19 protein-coding genes and 1 rRNA gene are annotated in these 17051 nt (G+C 29.6%); all 20 read right to left on the bottom strand.

Features of this window, described 5'->3' with window-relative positions; genetic code table 11:
• Positions 1-456: ribosomal RNA gene (locus tag VN21_RS10095) — 16S ribosomal RNA — on the bottom strand; the annotation flags it as partial.
• Between the two features lie 270 nt (positions 457-726).
• A complete protein-coding gene (locus VN21_RS10090; protein ID WP_264303199.1) occupies positions 727-1290 on the bottom strand; it encodes a precorrin-2 dehydrogenase/sirohydrochlorin ferrochelatase family protein in 564 nt (187 codons plus the stop codon).
• A 54-nt stretch (positions 1291-1344) separates the two neighbouring features.
• The gene (locus VN21_RS10085; protein ID WP_046823151.1) at positions 1345-1794 is read right to left on the bottom strand and encodes a hypothetical protein; all 450 of its coding nucleotides are present in this window, start codon (positions 1792-1794) and stop codon (positions 1345-1347) included.
• Between the two features lie 115 nt (positions 1795-1909).
• The gene (locus VN21_RS10080) at positions 1910-2263 is read right to left on the bottom strand and encodes a carboxymuconolactone decarboxylase family protein (RefSeq protein WP_021428159.1); all 354 of its coding nucleotides are present in this window, start codon (positions 2261-2263) and stop codon (positions 1910-1912) included.
• Between the two features lie 243 nt (positions 2264-2506).
• Positions 2507-3805: a glutamate-1-semialdehyde 2,1-aminomutase gene (gene hemL, locus VN21_RS10075; RefSeq protein WP_046823150.1), complete on the bottom strand. Its 1299-nt coding sequence runs from the start codon at positions 3803-3805 to the stop codon at positions 2507-2509.
• A 5-nt stretch (positions 3806-3810) separates the two neighbouring features.
• Positions 3811-4776: a porphobilinogen synthase gene (gene hemB, locus VN21_RS10070; RefSeq protein WP_046823149.1), complete on the bottom strand. Its 966-nt coding sequence runs from the start codon at positions 4774-4776 to the stop codon at positions 3811-3813.
• A gap of 20 nt (positions 4777-4796) precedes the next feature.
• The gene (cobA, locus tag VN21_RS10065) at positions 4797-6299 is read right to left on the bottom strand and encodes a uroporphyrinogen-III C-methyltransferase (RefSeq protein ID WP_046823148.1); all 1503 of its coding nucleotides are present in this window, start codon (positions 6297-6299) and stop codon (positions 4797-4799) included.
• Positions 6289-7194 carry a hydroxymethylbilane synthase gene (hemC, locus tag VN21_RS10060; RefSeq protein ID WP_046823147.1) on the bottom strand — a complete coding sequence of 302 codons (906 nt, stop codon included), beginning with the start codon at positions 7192-7194 and terminating at the stop codon, positions 6289-6291. The genes cobA and hemC overlap by 11 nt, the downstream gene beginning before the upstream one ends.
• A gap of 25 nt (positions 7195-7219) precedes the next feature.
• On the bottom strand, positions 7220-8455 hold the full coding sequence (gene hemA, locus VN21_RS10055) for a glutamyl-tRNA reductase (RefSeq protein WP_046823146.1): 1236 nt from the start codon (positions 8453-8455) through the stop codon (positions 7220-7222).
• 14 nt (positions 8456-8469) lie between these two features.
• Positions 8470-9180, bottom strand: coding sequence for a cobalt-factor II C(20)-methyltransferase (locus VN21_RS10050; protein WP_021428161.1), 711 nt, complete (start codon positions 9178-9180; stop codon positions 8470-8472).
• 2 nt (positions 9181-9182) lie between these two features.
• Complete coding sequence (locus tag VN21_RS10045) at positions 9183-9977, bottom strand: sirohydrochlorin cobaltochelatase (RefSeq protein ID WP_046823145.1); 795 nt, start codon at positions 9975-9977, stop codon at positions 9183-9185.
• A 2-nt stretch (positions 9978-9979) separates the two neighbouring features.
• Positions 9980-10735: a cobalt-precorrin-6A reductase gene (locus tag VN21_RS10040; RefSeq protein ID WP_046823144.1), complete on the bottom strand. Its 756-nt coding sequence runs from the start codon at positions 10733-10735 to the stop codon at positions 9980-9982.
• Positions 10732-11454, bottom strand: coding sequence for a precorrin-3B C(17)-methyltransferase (cobJ, locus tag VN21_RS10035; RefSeq protein WP_046823143.1), 723 nt, complete (start codon positions 11452-11454; stop codon positions 10732-10734). Before cobJ ends, VN21_RS10040 begins: the two co-directional genes overlap by 4 nt.
• Positions 11451-12518: a cobalt-precorrin 5A hydrolase gene (cbiG, locus tag VN21_RS10030; protein WP_046823142.1), complete on the bottom strand. Its 1068-nt coding sequence runs from the start codon at positions 12516-12518 to the stop codon at positions 11451-11453. The genes cobJ and cbiG overlap by 4 nt, the downstream gene beginning before the upstream one ends.
• Entirely contained in the window at positions 12502-13254 is a 753-nt protein-coding gene (locus VN21_RS10025) for a cobalt-precorrin-4 methyltransferase (RefSeq protein WP_046823141.1), read from the bottom strand. The genes cbiG and VN21_RS10025 overlap by 17 nt, the downstream gene beginning before the upstream one ends.
• A gap of 4 nt (positions 13255-13258) precedes the next feature.
• The gene (locus VN21_RS10020) at positions 13259-13816 is read right to left on the bottom strand and encodes a decarboxylating cobalt-precorrin-6B (C(15))-methyltransferase (protein WP_046823140.1); all 558 of its coding nucleotides are present in this window, start codon (positions 13814-13816) and stop codon (positions 13259-13261) included.
• Positions 13806-14414, bottom strand: coding sequence for a cobalt-precorrin-7 (C(5))-methyltransferase (locus tag VN21_RS10015; RefSeq protein WP_046823139.1), 609 nt, complete (start codon positions 14412-14414; stop codon positions 13806-13808). Before VN21_RS10015 ends, VN21_RS10020 begins: the two co-directional genes overlap by 11 nt.
• Positions 14407-15534 carry a cobalt-precorrin-5B (C(1))-methyltransferase CbiD gene (cbiD, locus tag VN21_RS10010; RefSeq protein ID WP_046823138.1) on the bottom strand — a complete coding sequence of 376 codons (1128 nt, stop codon included), beginning with the start codon at positions 15532-15534 and terminating at the stop codon, positions 14407-14409. Before cbiD ends, VN21_RS10015 begins: the two co-directional genes overlap by 8 nt.
• A gap of 9 nt (positions 15535-15543) precedes the next feature.
• Positions 15544-16176: a cobalt-precorrin-8 methylmutase gene (locus VN21_RS10005; RefSeq protein WP_046823137.1), complete on the bottom strand. Its 633-nt coding sequence runs from the start codon at positions 16174-16176 to the stop codon at positions 15544-15546.
• Positions 16177-16178: 2 nt separating this feature from the next.
• Positions 16179-17051 carry a GHMP family kinase ATP-binding protein gene (locus VN21_RS10000; protein ID WP_046823136.1) on the bottom strand — a complete coding sequence of 291 codons (873 nt, stop codon included), beginning with the start codon at positions 17049-17051 and terminating at the stop codon, positions 16179-16181.

Here is a 17051-nt window from a genome sequence, read left to right as displayed (position 1 = left end):
CTCCTCAAGTACCGTCATTATCTTCCTTGAGGACAGAGCTTTACGACCCGAAGGCCTTCATCGCTCACGCGGCGTTGCTGCATCAGGCTTTCGCCCATTGTGCAATATTCCCCACTGCTGCCTCCCGTAGGAGTCTGGACCGTGTCTCAGTTCCAGTGTGGCCGATCACCCTCTCAGGTCGGCTACTGATCGTTGCCTTGGTAAGCCATTACCTTACCAACTAGCTAATCAGACGCGGGTCCATCCTGTACCGCCGGAGCTTTGATATAAAAGCCATGCGACTTTCATATGTTATCCCGTATTAGTATACCTTTCGGTATGTTATCCGTGTGTACAGGGCAGGTTACCCACGCGTTACTCACCCGTCCGCCGCTCTCTCCGAAGAGATCGCTCGACTTGCATGTGTTAGGCACGCCGCCAGCGTTCATCCTGAGCCAGGATCAAACTCTCAAATATAATTTAAAAAGTTGTCCATCGCTCAGCTAATCATTATCTGAATATCTGGCTTGGTTGTTTGTGTTTAATTCTTTAAAAAAGAATTTTTATAATTAACCTACTGTTTAATTTTCAAAGTTCATTTTTGTTTTTGTGTTTCGTCCGTTTCTTAAGGACAAGTAATACTTTACCATCATTTGAAAATAACGTCAATACTTTTTAAAAACTTTTTTCTATTTTTTTATTTGTTTTATGCGGAATTACCTCTTCTTCCTTCAAATTTCAACATTTTTAAACTATATATTTTTTTAGTTCTTCAATGTTTAAATTTATAATTTCATTTAGTAATTGCTTTTTTTTAACTGGATCATCATATTTTTTTAGAATTTTACATCTTAATTCCCCTAGTAATTGTATATATTCTTCATAACTATCATCATAAACTATTTCTAAATCTTTTTTTATCTTAGATGCTAATGATGGACTTTTTCCTGAAGTAGATACTCCTATAATAAGATCTCCTCTTTTAACAGTAGATGGAACTATATAGCTAGATAATGTTGGATTATCTACTACATTTACAAGTTTATTTTTCTCAGCGCAATACATACCTATAGCCTTATTTATATCTCTATTATTAGTAGCTGCAACAACAATAAAGCTATTTTCTATATATTCTTCTTTATATTCATCTCTGATTAATTCAATTTTACTTTCTATATCTTTAAATTTTTCATTAAAGTCTAAAGATATAACCTTAACCTTATATCCAAAATCAATAAAGTTCTTTGCTTTCCTATAAGCTATTTTCCCACCTCCTATAATTGTTATCTCTTTATAATCTAAGTTCACCATAATAGGGTAGTTCATCTTATAATTCCTTTCTATACTTTTAATGTCTATTTTATATTATATACTACCTACTTCTTTTTCTACCTCTTTTTGAACTCTTCCAAACGATATTTCTTTATCTTCTGCCCCTGTATATACACATGCTTTAGTTAAATCTTCAACTGTACTCTCTAGTTCTTGCATAAATTGAGTGTATGCAAAGTCAAACTTAGGATCACTTTCATCCTTTCCAAAAACACTATAAATTAGCGATTCTATCATTTGATCCATACCCCATAATTTAAGATGTATAAGCTCGTGAATTACCAAAGCTTCTAAATTAGTATGTTTTCTATTGTGATTATTTATCATCAAAACAGCTTGTTTTACATCTCTATCTATCTTTATATCTCCACTTTTTCTCCATTCTTTATCAACTAACTCAATTTTAATATCCCAATCTCTAATTCTAAGAATATCTTGCCACTTATTCAAATACTGTTCTACTAAATCATTCTTTAATTTCATAAATACTTCTCCTTTTTGACTATAAAAATAAATAACTTTAATATGTTTATTTCTATAATCAAAAAGGAGTACCTCTATTTTTATTATAGAAATACTCCTAACTAATAACTATTTATTAAATAAAATCTTTTTCAAACTCATCTATACAATCTTTTAATAAAGTAGCACTATACGCCATAGAAGGTCCTCCTCCAAACCCAACTGCAACCATAGCTGCTTCCATTATTTCCTCTCTTGTAGCTCCAAGCTCTAATGCTGCATATGTATGACAAACTATACAATACTCGCAACGATTATATATACCTATCGCTACACTTATAAGCTCTTTTGTTTTAGTAGTTAAAGCTCCTTCTTTATAACCAGAGTTTAAAAGTCCCATAAATGCTTCTACATTTTCTTGGTTTGTTTCACTTATAGCCCCTAATCCTTCTTTAAATGAATTTAATATTCCTCTTACGTCTTTTTTCATGTTAAATCCCCCTTATGTTATAAGCCCTTGAAAATAGTTAGTATACTAACTTTATTTGTAAATTATACTATTTTAAAATATCCCATGTAAAGGATATACATCTTTACTCCTACTTTTATTAATTAGACTTATAGAAAAAAACTATAAACTTAGCTATGTGTGTAAACAATAGTGCTATTAAGTTGTGAATTTACTTAAATTAAAAAAAGTGTTGAATAGAAAATTTCTATTCAACACTTTTGATTATAAGTTATGAGCAGCCTTTAAAGCTTCATAACTAGCTTTTATAGTTTCATCTATTATCTCATCTGTATGAGCATTAGATAAGAACATTGCTTCAAATTGAGTAGGAGCAAGTAAAATTCCTCTATTTAATAGCTCCTCGAAGTATTTATTAAACATAGGTACATTACACTTAGTAACATCATCATAGTTGTTTATTGGTCCTTCTGCAAAGAATAAACAAACTAAAGACCCAGCTCTATTTACAGTGTAGTTTAATCCAAGTTTTTCAACATTTGATCTTAGACCTTCTTCTAGTTTTATAGCTTTTCTTTCTAATTCACTATAAACTTCTGGTCTATCTCTTAATATCTCTAAGTTCTTTTTACCCATGTACATAGCTAATGGATTACCTGATAAAGTACCAGCTTGATATACAGGCCCTACAGGAGAAACCATATCCATAATTTCTTTTTTACCACCATAAGCCCCTACAGGAAGTCCAGCTCCTATTATTTTCCCAAAGCATGCCATATCAGGTTCTATTCCATAATATCCAACTGAACTGTTGTAAGCTAATCTAAATCCAGTTATAACTTCATCAAAAATTAAAACCGTTCCGTATTCTTTAGTTATATCTCTTAAAAATTGTATAAATTCTTTTTTACCTGGAACAACTCCCATATTTCCTGCTACAGTCTCTAGTATAACAGCAGCTATCTCATTACCATGCTCTTTAAACATAGCTTTAGTAGCTTCTATATCATTATATCTAGTTACTAAAGTATCTTTTACAACATCCTCTGGTACTCCAGGACTTGTTGGTACTCCATATGTTATAGTTCCTGATCCAGATTTAACCAAAAGTGCATCTGAATGTCCATGATAACATCCTTCAAACTTTAATATTTTATTTCTATTAGTATAAGCTCTTGCTACTCTTAACGCACTCATAGTAGCTTCTGTTCCAGAGTTTACCATACGAACTTGATCTATTGCAGGATAAGCTTCAACTATAAGCTTAGCCATATCAACTTCTATAGCTGTTGGAACCCCATAACTTGTACCTTTTTTTACAATTTCTTCAATTCCATCTACTATTTCTTTTGGGCTATGACCTAACATAAGTGGTCCCCATGAACATATGTAATCTATATATTCATTTCCATCTACATCATATATTTTACATCCTTCTGCTCTATCTATAAAAACAGGGTCTAATCCTACTGATTTAAATGCTCTAACTGGGCTGTTTACGCCACCTGGGATGTACTTAGTTGCTTCTTCATATATTTTTAGTGACTTTTCATTTTTTCTCATTGGTGTTACCCCCTAATTAATTTAGCTATATCTTTTGCAAAGTAAGTAATTATTATATCTGCTCCAGCTCTTTTTATAGACATAACAGCTTCATATATAGCTGACTCATTTAATAAACCTTCTTTAACTGCAAGTTTCAACATAGAATATTCTCCACTTACATTGTATGCTACTAATGGTAAATCAAAGTTATCTTTAACTCTTCTTATTACATCTAAGTATGATAATGCTGGCTTAACCATTAACATATCTGCTCCTTCTAATACATCAAGTTCAGCTTCTATTAACGCTTCATTTGAATTAGCTGGATCCATTTGATAAGTTTTTCTATCTCCAAATGATGGAGCTGATCCTGCTGCATCTCTAAATGGTCCATAGAAACTAGACGCATACTTAACACTATATGACATTATTGCTACAGTCTCGAACCCTTGTGCATCTAATCCCTCTCTCATAGCTTGGATTCTTCCATCCATCATATCAGATGGAGCTACCATGTCAGCTCCAGCTTTTGCATGACTTACAGCTATTTTAGTTAAATATTCTAAAGTTTGATCATTGTCTACATATCCTTTTTCAGTTAATATACCGCAGTGACCATGACTAGTGTATTGGCACATACAAACATCTGTAGTTACACACATATCAGGATCTATTTCTTTTATTTTTCTTATAGCCTTTTGAACTATTCCATTATCATTGTATGCTTCTTTTCCAAAAGAATCTTTTTCATCTGGTATACCGAATAATATAACATGTTGAATTCCTAAGTCTTTTATCTCTTTTATTTCTTCTTCTAATTTATCTAAAGAAAAATGATATACTTCTGGTAGAGATGGTATTTCTTCTTTTATATTTTCTCCTTCTACTACAAATAAAGGATATATTAAATCATTTACATTTAATACTGTTTCTCTCACTAAATCTCTTATTGCAGCACTGTTTCTTAATCTTCTTGGTCTTCTTAACATTGTAAATTCCCCCTAATTAATTATTTATCTTCTATAATACAATTTATTAAATCATTTATAGTATAGTTAGTCGGCTCTTTATAAACCTTTAGTCCTAACTCTTTAGCTGTATTGCTAGTTATAGGCCCTATAGATATTACCTTAGTATTTTTTAGTTTATCTATATTGTCTACTCCTATTATATCAATAAAATTAGAAACTGTAGACGAACTTGTAAATGTAATATAATCTATATTATTTTCATTTAATAAAGCTATTATTTCTTCTTTATACTTATCTTCTATTTCAGTTTTATAAGTATGTACTTCTTTCACTGTACATATTTCACTTAATTTATCTACTAAAAAGTCTCTTGAGTTCGCACCTCTTGGTATTAAAATGCTATCATTACTGTTTAGTTTATTTTTTAATTCCTCATACATAGCTTCTGCTACGAATTTTTCAGGCACTATATCTGCTATTATCCCTCTATTTTTTAGTTCTTTAGCTGTAGACGGTCCAATAGCACATATTTTTATATTAGCTAACTTTCTTAAATCTAAATTCATTTGAGCTAGTTTATCAAAGAATATATTAACTCCATTTTGACTTGTTAAAATTAAGTAATTATAATTAGAAATATTGTTTATTTCATTTTCTAACTCTTTGTTGTCATCTACTTTTTCTATTCTTATTGTCGGTATTTCAATTGGATTACCTCCTAAATCCATTATCTTAGCAACTAAACTACTGCTTTGAGTTCTAGCTCTCGTTACTAAAATATTTTTTCCAAATAGAGGTTTTTTCTCAAAGAAGTTTAGTTTTTCTCTTAAACTTACCACATCACCTACAACAATAAGAGTTGGAGGTTTAACTCCTTCTTTCATAGCTACATCATATATATCTTCTAGGCTTCCAGTAACTACGCTTTGATTATATCTAGTAGCCCAACTTATAAGTGCTACAGGAGTATCTTTTGATTTTCCTTCCTTGATTAATTTATTACTTATCTTTTTTAAATTGGCAATTCCCATTAAAAATACTAATGTACCTTCATTGTTGGCTAATGCATTCCAATTAAGTTCATCATTTTCATCATCTTTTAAATGCCCTGTTATAACATGAAAGGATGATGCGTAATCTCTATGAGTTATAGGTATTCCTGCGTAACAAAGACCTCCTATTGCAGATGTTATTCCTGGAACTACTTCAAATTCTATTCCATTATCTAAAAGGAATTCAGCTTCTTCTCCACCTCTACCAAATACATATGGGTCTCCACCTTTTAGTCTAGTTACAGTTTTACCTTCTTTAGCTTTATTTGTTATAACTTCATTGATTTTATCTTGCGGTAAAGCATGATTGCTAGATGCTTTTCCTACATATATAAATTCGCAATTTTCATTTGCTTCTTTTAAATATTTTTCATTTGCCAACCTATCATAAACTATTACATCAGCTTTTTTTATACATTCCATTCCTTTTAATGTCATAAGTTTATAATCTCCAGGTCCTGCTCCAACTAAGTATACTTTACCTTTCATAAGACTTAAACTCCTTCGAAATTAATTTGGCTAGCTCAATTCCTACTTCTCTAGCTTTAGACACTTTACCATTTATAGTTTTCGTTATAATTTTATTACCTTCTTCATCTCCATATAATCCAGTTAATACTATGTCATCACCATCTACTTTACAGTGCGCTCCAACTGGAATATGACAGCTTCCATTTATTCCATCTAAGAATCCTCTTTCTGCTTCAACTTGTATCTCAGAAGTCTTATCTGCTATACAACTTAATATATCTTCTATGCTTGAGTCTCCTTTTCTTATTTCTATTCCTAATGCTCCTTGAGCTGGAGCTGGTATAACTATATCTTCATCTAAGTAACAAGTAATTTTTTCTTCTAGACCTGCTCTTATAAGTCCTGCTGCTGCAAGTATTACACCAAAAAGATTTTCATCTTCAATCTTTCTCATTCTTGTCTCTATATTTCCTCTTATAGGAACTATTTCTAAGTCTGGTCTATGATTTAAAAGCTGATATTTTCTTCTCTTACTTCCACTACCTATTTTAGCTCCTTTAGGCAAATCATCTAAAGATTTGTATCCTTTTTTTAAAATTAGGACATCCCTTATATCTTCTCTCTTAGGTACTCCTGCAAATTTTAATCCTTCCGGTAAGCTTGAAGGCATATCTTTCATACTGTGCACAGCTATATCGATTGACTTATCTAATAACTGTTGTTCTATTTCTTTAACAAATAAGCCCTTATCTCCTATTTTATCTAGAGATACATTTTGAATTAAGTCTCCCTTAGTTTTTATTATCTTAACTTCAAACTCTATATTCGGATGAAATTTTTTCAATTCATTTATAACCCAATTAGTTTGAGTAAGAGCTAAGTTGCTACCTCTGCTTCCTACTATAACTTTCATACCTAATCTCCTTTGCCCATATTTATTATAAGTCAAACAGCTCTTCTACTATTTTTATATATTCCTCTTGCTTTCCACTATCTTTAATTTGTTTTAAATTTATTATTGGTTCTCTTACAAGTCTTTTAAGTGCAGAAGTTAGCATTTTATCTATTATTTTTTTCTCTCTGCAATTTAAATCAAGTTTTCTATAGATATAATCTAATGTATCCTCTCTAATATCTGAACATTTATCATTTAAAGATTGTATTGTTGGATCTATTTTTATAGTATCCAACCATTCATTAAATTCTTCTATCTTTTCATCAATGATTAATTCTCCAATACATGCTAATTCTCTTCTTTTCTTGTCATTTGCTTGACTTATTTTTTTTAAATCGTCAATATCATAAACTTCAATATTTTCAAGTTCATTTAAGTTTTTATCTATATCTCTTGGTAATGCAATATCCATCATTATTAGCTTGTTTGAAGTTTTTGGCATCTCAGCCTTCTTTAATACTGTATGAGGAGATGCCGTAGCACTTATAACTATATCAACCTTATCCATGACTTCATATCTATCCTCATACTTAATAGGAATTAAATTTTTATATTCATCTTGTATGTTTTTTAATTTTTCATAACTTCTATTAGTGACGTATATATTGTTTAATTGCTCTTCTTCTAAGTGTTTCATCGCTAACTTGCTCATTTTCCCAAGTCCAATTACTAAAGCATTTTTATTTTCTAAAGATCCCATCTTTTCTTTCAAACATTTAATTCCAATGTAACTTATAGATAATGGTTGATGAGAAATCTTTGTTGTAGTTTTTATATCTTTTGAAACTGTTATAGCTTCTCTAAATAATTTATTAAATACTTTCTTACTTGAACCTAATTGTCTTGCAAAATCATGTGCATCTTTAACTTGTCCCAAAATTTGATCTTCACCTAAAACTAATGAATCTAGACCTGCTGAAACATTAAATACATGTTTAATTGCTTCTTCTCCAGTTTTATTAAATAAGAATTCTTCTATATTTTCTACATCGAAATAGTCTTGGTAGAAGTTTTTTACAACTTCTACCTTATCTAAAATATTTTTTGAGTATATATATACTTCACTTCTATTGCATGTAGATAATATAACAGCTTCTTCTATTCCATTATCTAGTAAAAAATTTATACCTTCAATTTTTTGTGTATCTGTAAAAGATACAGTTTCTCTTATATTTATAGGAGTGTTATTGTGATTAACTCCCACTACTGCAAAATCCATAAAATCCTCCAGATTTATCCTACCTTAGTATTCTCCTTGTTTACTAAAATCGTGGAAAAATAAGATATTTTATTTTCTAAATCAATTTCTTTTAAATCATTATACACCACTTCATTTTCTTGAGATGAGTTACTAACTAATATAGAATATTCTAATAAATTGTTCTTTTCTAATTTATCAACTATATGTTTAAAGTTTTTATACACTTTCATTAAAACTATTGAACTGTAGTTTTCTAAAGCGTAATCTATCTTTTCTTCATCTATAGTGCATGGCACTATTATTAATGGCTCTTTATCCATTACTAACGGGAAATTTTGATTTGATGCAATGTTTGAAAATGATGAAATACCAGGTATAGTTTCAACATCAATTTTGTCTATAAGTCTTTCCATAATGTATACATATGTGCTGTATATCATAGGGTCACCTAAAGTTACAAATCCAACATTTTTTCCATTTTTAACATCTTCTACAATTTCATCTGCCACCCTATTCCAAGCCATTATTTTTTCACCATCATTAAAGTTCATAGGGAAGTGCCTTTGCTTGATTTTAAGCTGTTCTGGTAAATATTGTTCTACTATACTTAAGGCTAAACTATTTCCTTCTCTCTTTGACTCTGGCGTATATAATATATCTAATTTTTTCATTGTATTTACTGCTTTTACTGTAACTAATTCACTATCTCCAGGTCCTGTTCCTATTCCATAAAACTTAGCCATAATTAATTTCCTCCCCCATTTAAAGCCTCAACACAATCTAATGCGTGTTTTACAAATTTATTTTGAATTGCTTCATTTTCTCCTAATCCCTTTAAATGTATTTCTGTTTTAAATCCATTTTTTATTAATATTGAATTCCAAGAATCATCATCTTTTCCGGCCATATCATTTATTGCATGATCTCCTGCAACCAACATAAAAGGCATTAGCCTTACTTTTGAAACTTTATCTTTTTTAAGATTAACTATAACTTCATCTATTTCAGGATAACCTTCAACAGTTCCAACATATGCTTTAATATTTTCTTGTTTTAACATATAATCTAATGCTGGATAAGCACTATGAGCTTGGTGTTCAGTTCCATGGCCCATAAGTACAATAGCTTCATCTTCTTCTAATTCTGGTATTTGTAGCTTTAAAGCTTCTACTGTTTCTTTATAGTCATCAATTTGACTTAAAAGAGGTCTTCCTAGTGTTATTTTTTCAAATTTGTCATCGTATTCACTTATTTGATTTTTTAACTTTGTATATTCCTCTCCACAAATTATGTGTAAAGTTTGAACTATTACTTCTTCATATCCTTCATCATATAATCTATCCAATGCTTCTATTGGATTTTCTATATGTATGTTATCTCTATTTTTTAATTTTCTTATTATCATATTTGATGTGAACGCTCTAAAAAAGTCATATCCTTTAAAAGCTTCCTTAATTTTACTTTCACATGCCTCTATAGTTTTTTCTCTTGTCTCTTTGTAACTTGTCCCAAAACTAACAACTAAAATTGCTTTTTTCACTTTTAATCCTCCAATATGAAATTTGTTATATTTTCTATTTCATTTACTACTGTCTTATAATCTATCTTTTCTCTCACTATAACTACTACTGGTATATTTAAATTCTTAGCAGCACTTACTTTTTCTAAAAATCCACCTTCTATACCACTTTCCTTAGTTATAACTAGGTCTACATCGTAATGTTTATACATTTGTTCGTTTATAGCTTCACTAAAAGGTCCCTTCATAGCTATTATGTTGTCCGCATTTAGCCCTACCTCTTCACACATCTTAATAACATCACTTGTTGGTAAAACTCTTGCTATTATGTTTTTATCTTTAAGGTTTTTTGTGAATTCACCTATAGTCTTACTTCCCGTTCCTAAAAATATATTTCTGCCTAATTCATTTGCTTTTTGATAAGCCTCTTCAACATTTTTTACTTTTATAACTTTTTCATAATCAAACTCATCTAGAAGAGACTTTCTTTCATATCTTAAATATTTTATTCCTAAGAAATCCGAAACTTCTATAGCATTTTTTGATACTTCTATTGCATATGGATGCGTTGAATCTATTACTAAACTTATATTGTTATCTTTCATAAACTTAGTCATATAGTCTCTATTCATTCTTTTAATTACTATATTTTCAGCACATTTACTAGCTAAGTCAGCTCCATAATTAGTAGTTACAGAAACTATATAATCTTTTTCTAGACTATTTAGTAGATTACAAATTTTTATGCTATCAGATGTTCCTCCTAAAACTAAAATCATATATTGTAACCTCTAGGTGTTATCATTAAGTCTCCATGTATAAACGTAGATTTGTTTCCTATAATAACCATAGTAGTCATATCAACTCTTTCAAAGTCCATAGTTTCGAATGTACATACAAATTTTTCTTCTTTTTCTCTTCCTACATCTTTTACAATTCCAACTGGAGTTTTTCCATCTTTAAATTCACTCATTATTTTAAATGCTTTATTTAGATGTTCACTTCTTCCTTTACTTCTTGGGTTGTATAAACAAATTACAAAATCAGCTTCTGCAGCTAATCTTAATCGCTTTTCTATAACTTCCCAAGGAGTTAATAAGTCACTTAAACTTATATGGCAAAAATCATGCATTATCGGTGCTCCTAATATTGCTGCTGCACCTATACTAGCAGTCACTCCTGGAACAACCTTTACTTTTATATCTTCTTCTTGTGTTGTTAATTCCAATATTAACCCTGCCATACCATATATTCCTGCATCTCCACTACTTATCACAGCAACATTTTTTCCTTGTTTAGCAATTTCTACTGCTTGTTTACATCTATCTATTTCCTGTCTCATTCCATTTTGGACTACTTCTTTATCTTTAATAAATTCAGTAACTAAATTTATATACGTCTTGTATCCAACTATAACATCACTGTTTTTCATAGCTTCTATAGCTTCAACAGTCATCATATCTTTACTTCCAGGTCCTATACCTATTACATAAATCATACGCTCAATCTCCCTATCGAAAAAGTTATTCCCTTATATTTATGTTTTTTAACTATAAGGTTTTTATTGCTTAATATATAGGCTACTGGTTCCGCTACACAGTAAACACCTATGCTCTTTTTTACAAAATCTGATTTTTGAAATTTATGTTCAATCTTTTTAATTTCTTCTAGAGTAATAATTTCAAAAGGTATATTTAATTGTTTAGCTAATTCAATAATTCCTTTTTCATCCTTTTTAACTTCTACGCTTCCGATTTTTGCTAAAGATTTTTTATCTAAATTAAATTTATTTAATAAATCTTCTAATGCAATATTTATATCATCATAAGGTGTATCTCTTCTACATCCCATTCCTATTACAATATCTCTAGGAACAACCTTTATAATTCGTTCATCTTCAATTTCCGTTGCACTTTTATTAGTTATATAAATAATTTTATCTAATTTATCAAGCCTATGGAATCCATTAATATTTTTAATGGTTATTAATCCTCTAGTATCAACGTTATAATCTCCATCTATAAACACGCCAACACTCCCATCATTTACTAATAATGAATTAACTTCTTTTACATTTTCTCTAAAATTATCTATATGTGCATTTAATTTTTTAGCTATCATATCTAATGAAGTTTTTCCATTTATATCGGTTGCTGTAGTTATAACTGGATTTGCTCCTATAAGACTACTTATATAATTTGTCATTTCATTTGCTCCACCCATATGACCACTAAGTAAACTTATTACATTTTTACCTTTCTCATCTATTACTAGTATCGCTGGGTCATCAAATTTACTTTTTATTTCATTTGCTATAGACCTTACTACTATACCTGTAGCCATTATAAATATTAAAACTTCATAATTTCTAAAAAGTTTTGGCATAAAATGAGATAGCTTACCTTCTATAACATTTAATGATTGTATATTTTTATCTAAATTATATAAAAGCTTTTCTGTTACATATATATCTCCATCTTTCATAATATTTCTTATATTAATAGCTAAATTCATAGCATTTTTTGTAACACATATAAAAGCAATTTTACTTTCTATATTCATGTTTGAAATCCTTGTCATATAACTTAGAGTTTTTATATTCTTCACCCAAGAATCTACCTACTAATATTAATGCTGTTTTACTTATTTCATTTTCTTTAACTTTTTGTGCTATAGTTTCTAAAGTTCCTTTTACAATTTTTTCTTCTGGCCAAGTAGCTTTGTAAACAACAGCTATAGGTGTATCCATTGGATAACCTCCTTCATGTAATCTATCTACTACTTTTTCTATATCATGAACTGATAAAAATATAGCCATCGATGTTTGGTGCTTAGCAAAAGATTCTATACTCTCTTTTTCTGGAACTGGAGTTCTTCCTTCCATTCTTGTAATAACTACACTTTGAGATATTTCTGGAACAGTATATTCTACTCCTAGTGCAGATGCCGCCCCTAAGAAAGAACTAACTCCAGGTGTACAATCATACTCTATTTCTAAGTTTGCTAATTCTTCAACTTGCTCTCTTATAGAACCATATATTGAAAAATCTCCAGTTTGAAGTCTTACTACCTTTTTGTTACTTTGTATTCCATCTTTCATAACATTTATTATTTGATTTAAATCCATTGATGCACTATTATGAATTTCACAACCTTCTTTACAATATTCTAGTAAAGCTGGATTTACTAATGATCCTGCATATATAACTACATCAGCTTCACTTAATAACTTGTATCCTTTTAATGTTATTAAATCCTTATCTCCTGGTCCTGCTCCTACAAAATGTACTTTATTCATAATCTTACTCTCCCTTTTTACAAGATATTATATATATTGGATTTAAAGGTTTGAAATACTCACCTTTTCCTAACGGTTCTAATTTTGCTACATTTAGCATAGTAGCTTCTATATCTTCAAAACCTAAGTCTTTTAACATATTTAAAGTTTTATAAAAAGTATCAATTATTATGAAGTTAGCTACCAAAGTTCCTTTTTCATTTAGATTTTCTTTAGCCCAGTTTAAAATTTCATTTAAGTTAGGTCCGCTACCTCCAATAAATATTGAATCTACTTTTTTACCTATATCTATAGGTGCATATCCTTTTATAACTTCTACATTATTTAGATTAAATTTCTCTATATTTTGATTTATTAATTCAATCGCTTTATCTTTGCATTCTATGGATATTACATCAATATTTGGGTAGTTGTAAGCTACCTCTACACTTACACTCCCTGTTCCTGCCCCAATATCTAAAAATGTATGCTTATTTTTCAAATCAAGCTTATTTATAGATATTGCTCTTACTTCTTCCTTTGTTATTGGGACATTTCCTGTTATAAATTCACTATTTTTCATCGAGTATCACCACTACATTCATATCAAATTTTTCTATCTTTAAAATTTCCTCTGGAGGTGCTGTAGTAATTCTTTCATTTTTATATGATAAATTTTCACCTACAACCATAATTTTTTTTAAATTCCTTTGTAGTATTTCTTTAGCGATTTCATTTGGGCCTATTTTATTATCAGTTACCATACATACTTTTTCATGTTGTAATATATAGTCAAAGTTAGGAATTTTTCCATGACTACTAGTTATATATAAATCATTCATGTCAGTATGTATCCTTGAAAATATATATTGCATAGAACTTATACCCGACACAATATTTAAATTTTTATTATCTATATTTTTAGATAAGTACTTTCCTATACCATATATAGATGGATCTCCTGATGCTATAATAGATATGTTTTTATCCTTATTTACTTTTAGATAATCTACGATTTCTTTCAAGTTACTTCCTAGTTCAATCTTAGTTCCTTCAAAATCGTTTACACTATCTAAATTTCTTTTTCCACCTATCAATATCTCTGAGTTATATATTAACTTTTCTCCTAATTTAGTGCAGTATCCTATGTTACCAGGCCCTAGACCTATAATATTAATCATAAAATACCTCCTTTAAATCGCCAGCTTTTTTCGACTTTCCTAACAGTTTTTTCTCCATAGAAAAAATCATTACCTCAATTTCAATTTCATCATCATTCATATATATATCAATTCTTTTTTTACATTTTTCAGAAAGTATATTATAAATTTCTTTATATTTTTTATACTTATCCTCTTCTAATATCTCTATAAATTCTTCTGTTGTTAAACATTCATTTACTTTATTTATCAATTCAAAAGGCGCATTCATTAAAGCTAAATTTGCTATTAAAATTTCATTTCTAGCATCTGCAACTTTACTATGTGTATTAAATATTCCGCCAGCTATCTTTACATATTTGCCTAAATGTCCAGCCATTAGAATTTTTTTAAATCCAACACGTTGAGCTTCTTTCAACATATATCCAATAAAATTACTGGTCCTAACTATATACTTTGAATCAATCCCTAAGCTTTCTTTTATAAACATTTCTCCATGGTTACCTGGTACCAAAATAACTTTATCCATTCCCTGAGCTTTTTTCATCTCTAGTTCTATTGATAAAGATTTCTTCCATCCTTCATCACTCATTGGCTCAACTATACCCGTTGTTCCTATTATAGATATACCTCCTACAATTCCAAGTCTTGGATTGAAAGTTTTTTTCGCAATAGTTTCTCCCTCTGGGGCAAATATAGTTATTTTAACTCCCTTTGTATCTCCTATTACTTTTCTAACTTCACTTTGTATCATGGATATAGGTATTTTATTTATTGCAGCTTTTCCAATTTCTATTCCTAAGCCTTTTTTAGTTACCCTTCCAATCCCAATTCCACCATCTATTATTATTTCATTGCAATCAATAAGTTCAGCTTTAGCATATATATGCATTTTATGAGTTGCATCTATATCGTCGCCTCCATCTTTTTGAATCGAACATTGTGCAAAAGCATTGTTTATATCTACATTCTCTACTTTTAAATTTAATGGAATTCCCTTGGGGGTATCTATATTTACAGTTTCTAATGTTTCCTTAGTTAAAATCATATATGTGGCCGCTTTAGCTGCACCTGTTGCACATGAGCCTGTAGTATATCCTCGTTTGTATTTTTTGCCATCTATATAAACATATTCTTCCATAATATCACCTTACATAGAGTATAGTATTGCATTTATTATTGCTGCTGCTAAGTTGCTTCCACCTTTTCTACCTTTTGATATTATGTAAGGAATATCTGTTTTTTCTAACTCATCTTTAGATTCAGCCGCTCCTACAAATCCTACAGGTACTCCCACTACAGCTTCAACATTCAATTCTTTTGAATTATGCATTTCTATAACTTTATATAAAGCAGTTGGTGCATTTCCAAGTACAAATATTTTTTTGCCTTCTTCTTTTGATGCAACTTCCACTGCTGCCATAGATCTTGTTATACCTTTTTGTTTTGCAAAATCCGCTACTTTTTCATCACTTACAAAACATTTGTACTTACAACCTAATGCATCTAATCTTTTTTTATTTATGCCACTTAAAGCCATGTTAGTATCAGTGTATATAGTTGCATTTTCTTTCAAAGCACTTATAATATTTTCTACTACACCTTCAGATATTTTTAATATATCTAAATACTCAAAGTCAGCAGTTGTATGTATAGCTCTTTTTATTATTTTTTCTTCTAACTCATTTTTGAATTTATATTCAGGTCTTATCTCATCAATTATGCCTTGAATTATTTCAAAACTCTTAGTTTCTATCATCATAGGATTTTTAATGTATTCCATAGTTATTCACTCCTAAGTCCCCCAGCTATTATATCTGCTGTGTATATTTTTTTGTATTTTTTATCTATTTTCTTTTCTACTATTTTTTCTACTATTTTACTTTCATCCATATCACATTCAAGCAATATACCTATAACTGTTCCACTGTGCGCTATATTAACGCCACAAGCCCCATACTCTTTTGAAATATCCATTATTTCACTTAAGTATTTTTTCTTATGAATATTTTCATTTGCAACACTACTTATATTGCATGCTTGTCCTATTAAATTTAAATCATTATTTCTTATTCCTTGTTCCAATAGTTTAAATGCATATTCAATTATGTACTTATTTTGCCTTTTAAGTTTTGTGTAATTTTCCTTTTTTCTTATATGCTTAGTGCTTAATTTATCATTAGGCTCTAATATCAATACTTTTCCAGTATTAAAGCATCCTAATTTTTTTACAACACTTGCATCTAAAGGATTAAATATAGTGTTTTCTTTTAGATATATAGAATCTGTAGGTTCAATTTTGGTTGCAAGCTTTGATATATCATACTCACTTAAATCTCTTCCTATAAGGTTTAGCGTTGCTCTTATAGTAGCTCCTATATCGGCAGTAGAACTTGCCATCCCTTTGCTTATAGGTATCTCACTTTTTATATCTATAGATATATTTTTTAAGTCATTCTTAGGCAAATTAAAATATCTAAATACCTCTTCCATAGCTTTTCTTGCTTTTAATGGTCCTCTATTTACATCACTAATTTTTTCTTCTAATGTTACTTTAGAAAATCGATTAATTGCATAAGATGATAAGTATTCTTTTTCTTTTATCATACCTTGCACAAACTCTCCACAAGATGCTGGGCATATTCCATATGATTTCAT

The sequence above is a fragment of the Paraclostridium benzoelyticum genome (genome assembly GCF_001006285.1).
Lineage (GTDB): Bacteria > Bacillota > Clostridia > Peptostreptococcales > Peptostreptococcaceae > Paraclostridium > Paraclostridium benzoelyticum.
The sequence above is the reverse complement of the archived record's forward strand: the minus strand, read 5'-3'. Positions and strand labels throughout refer to the sequence as shown.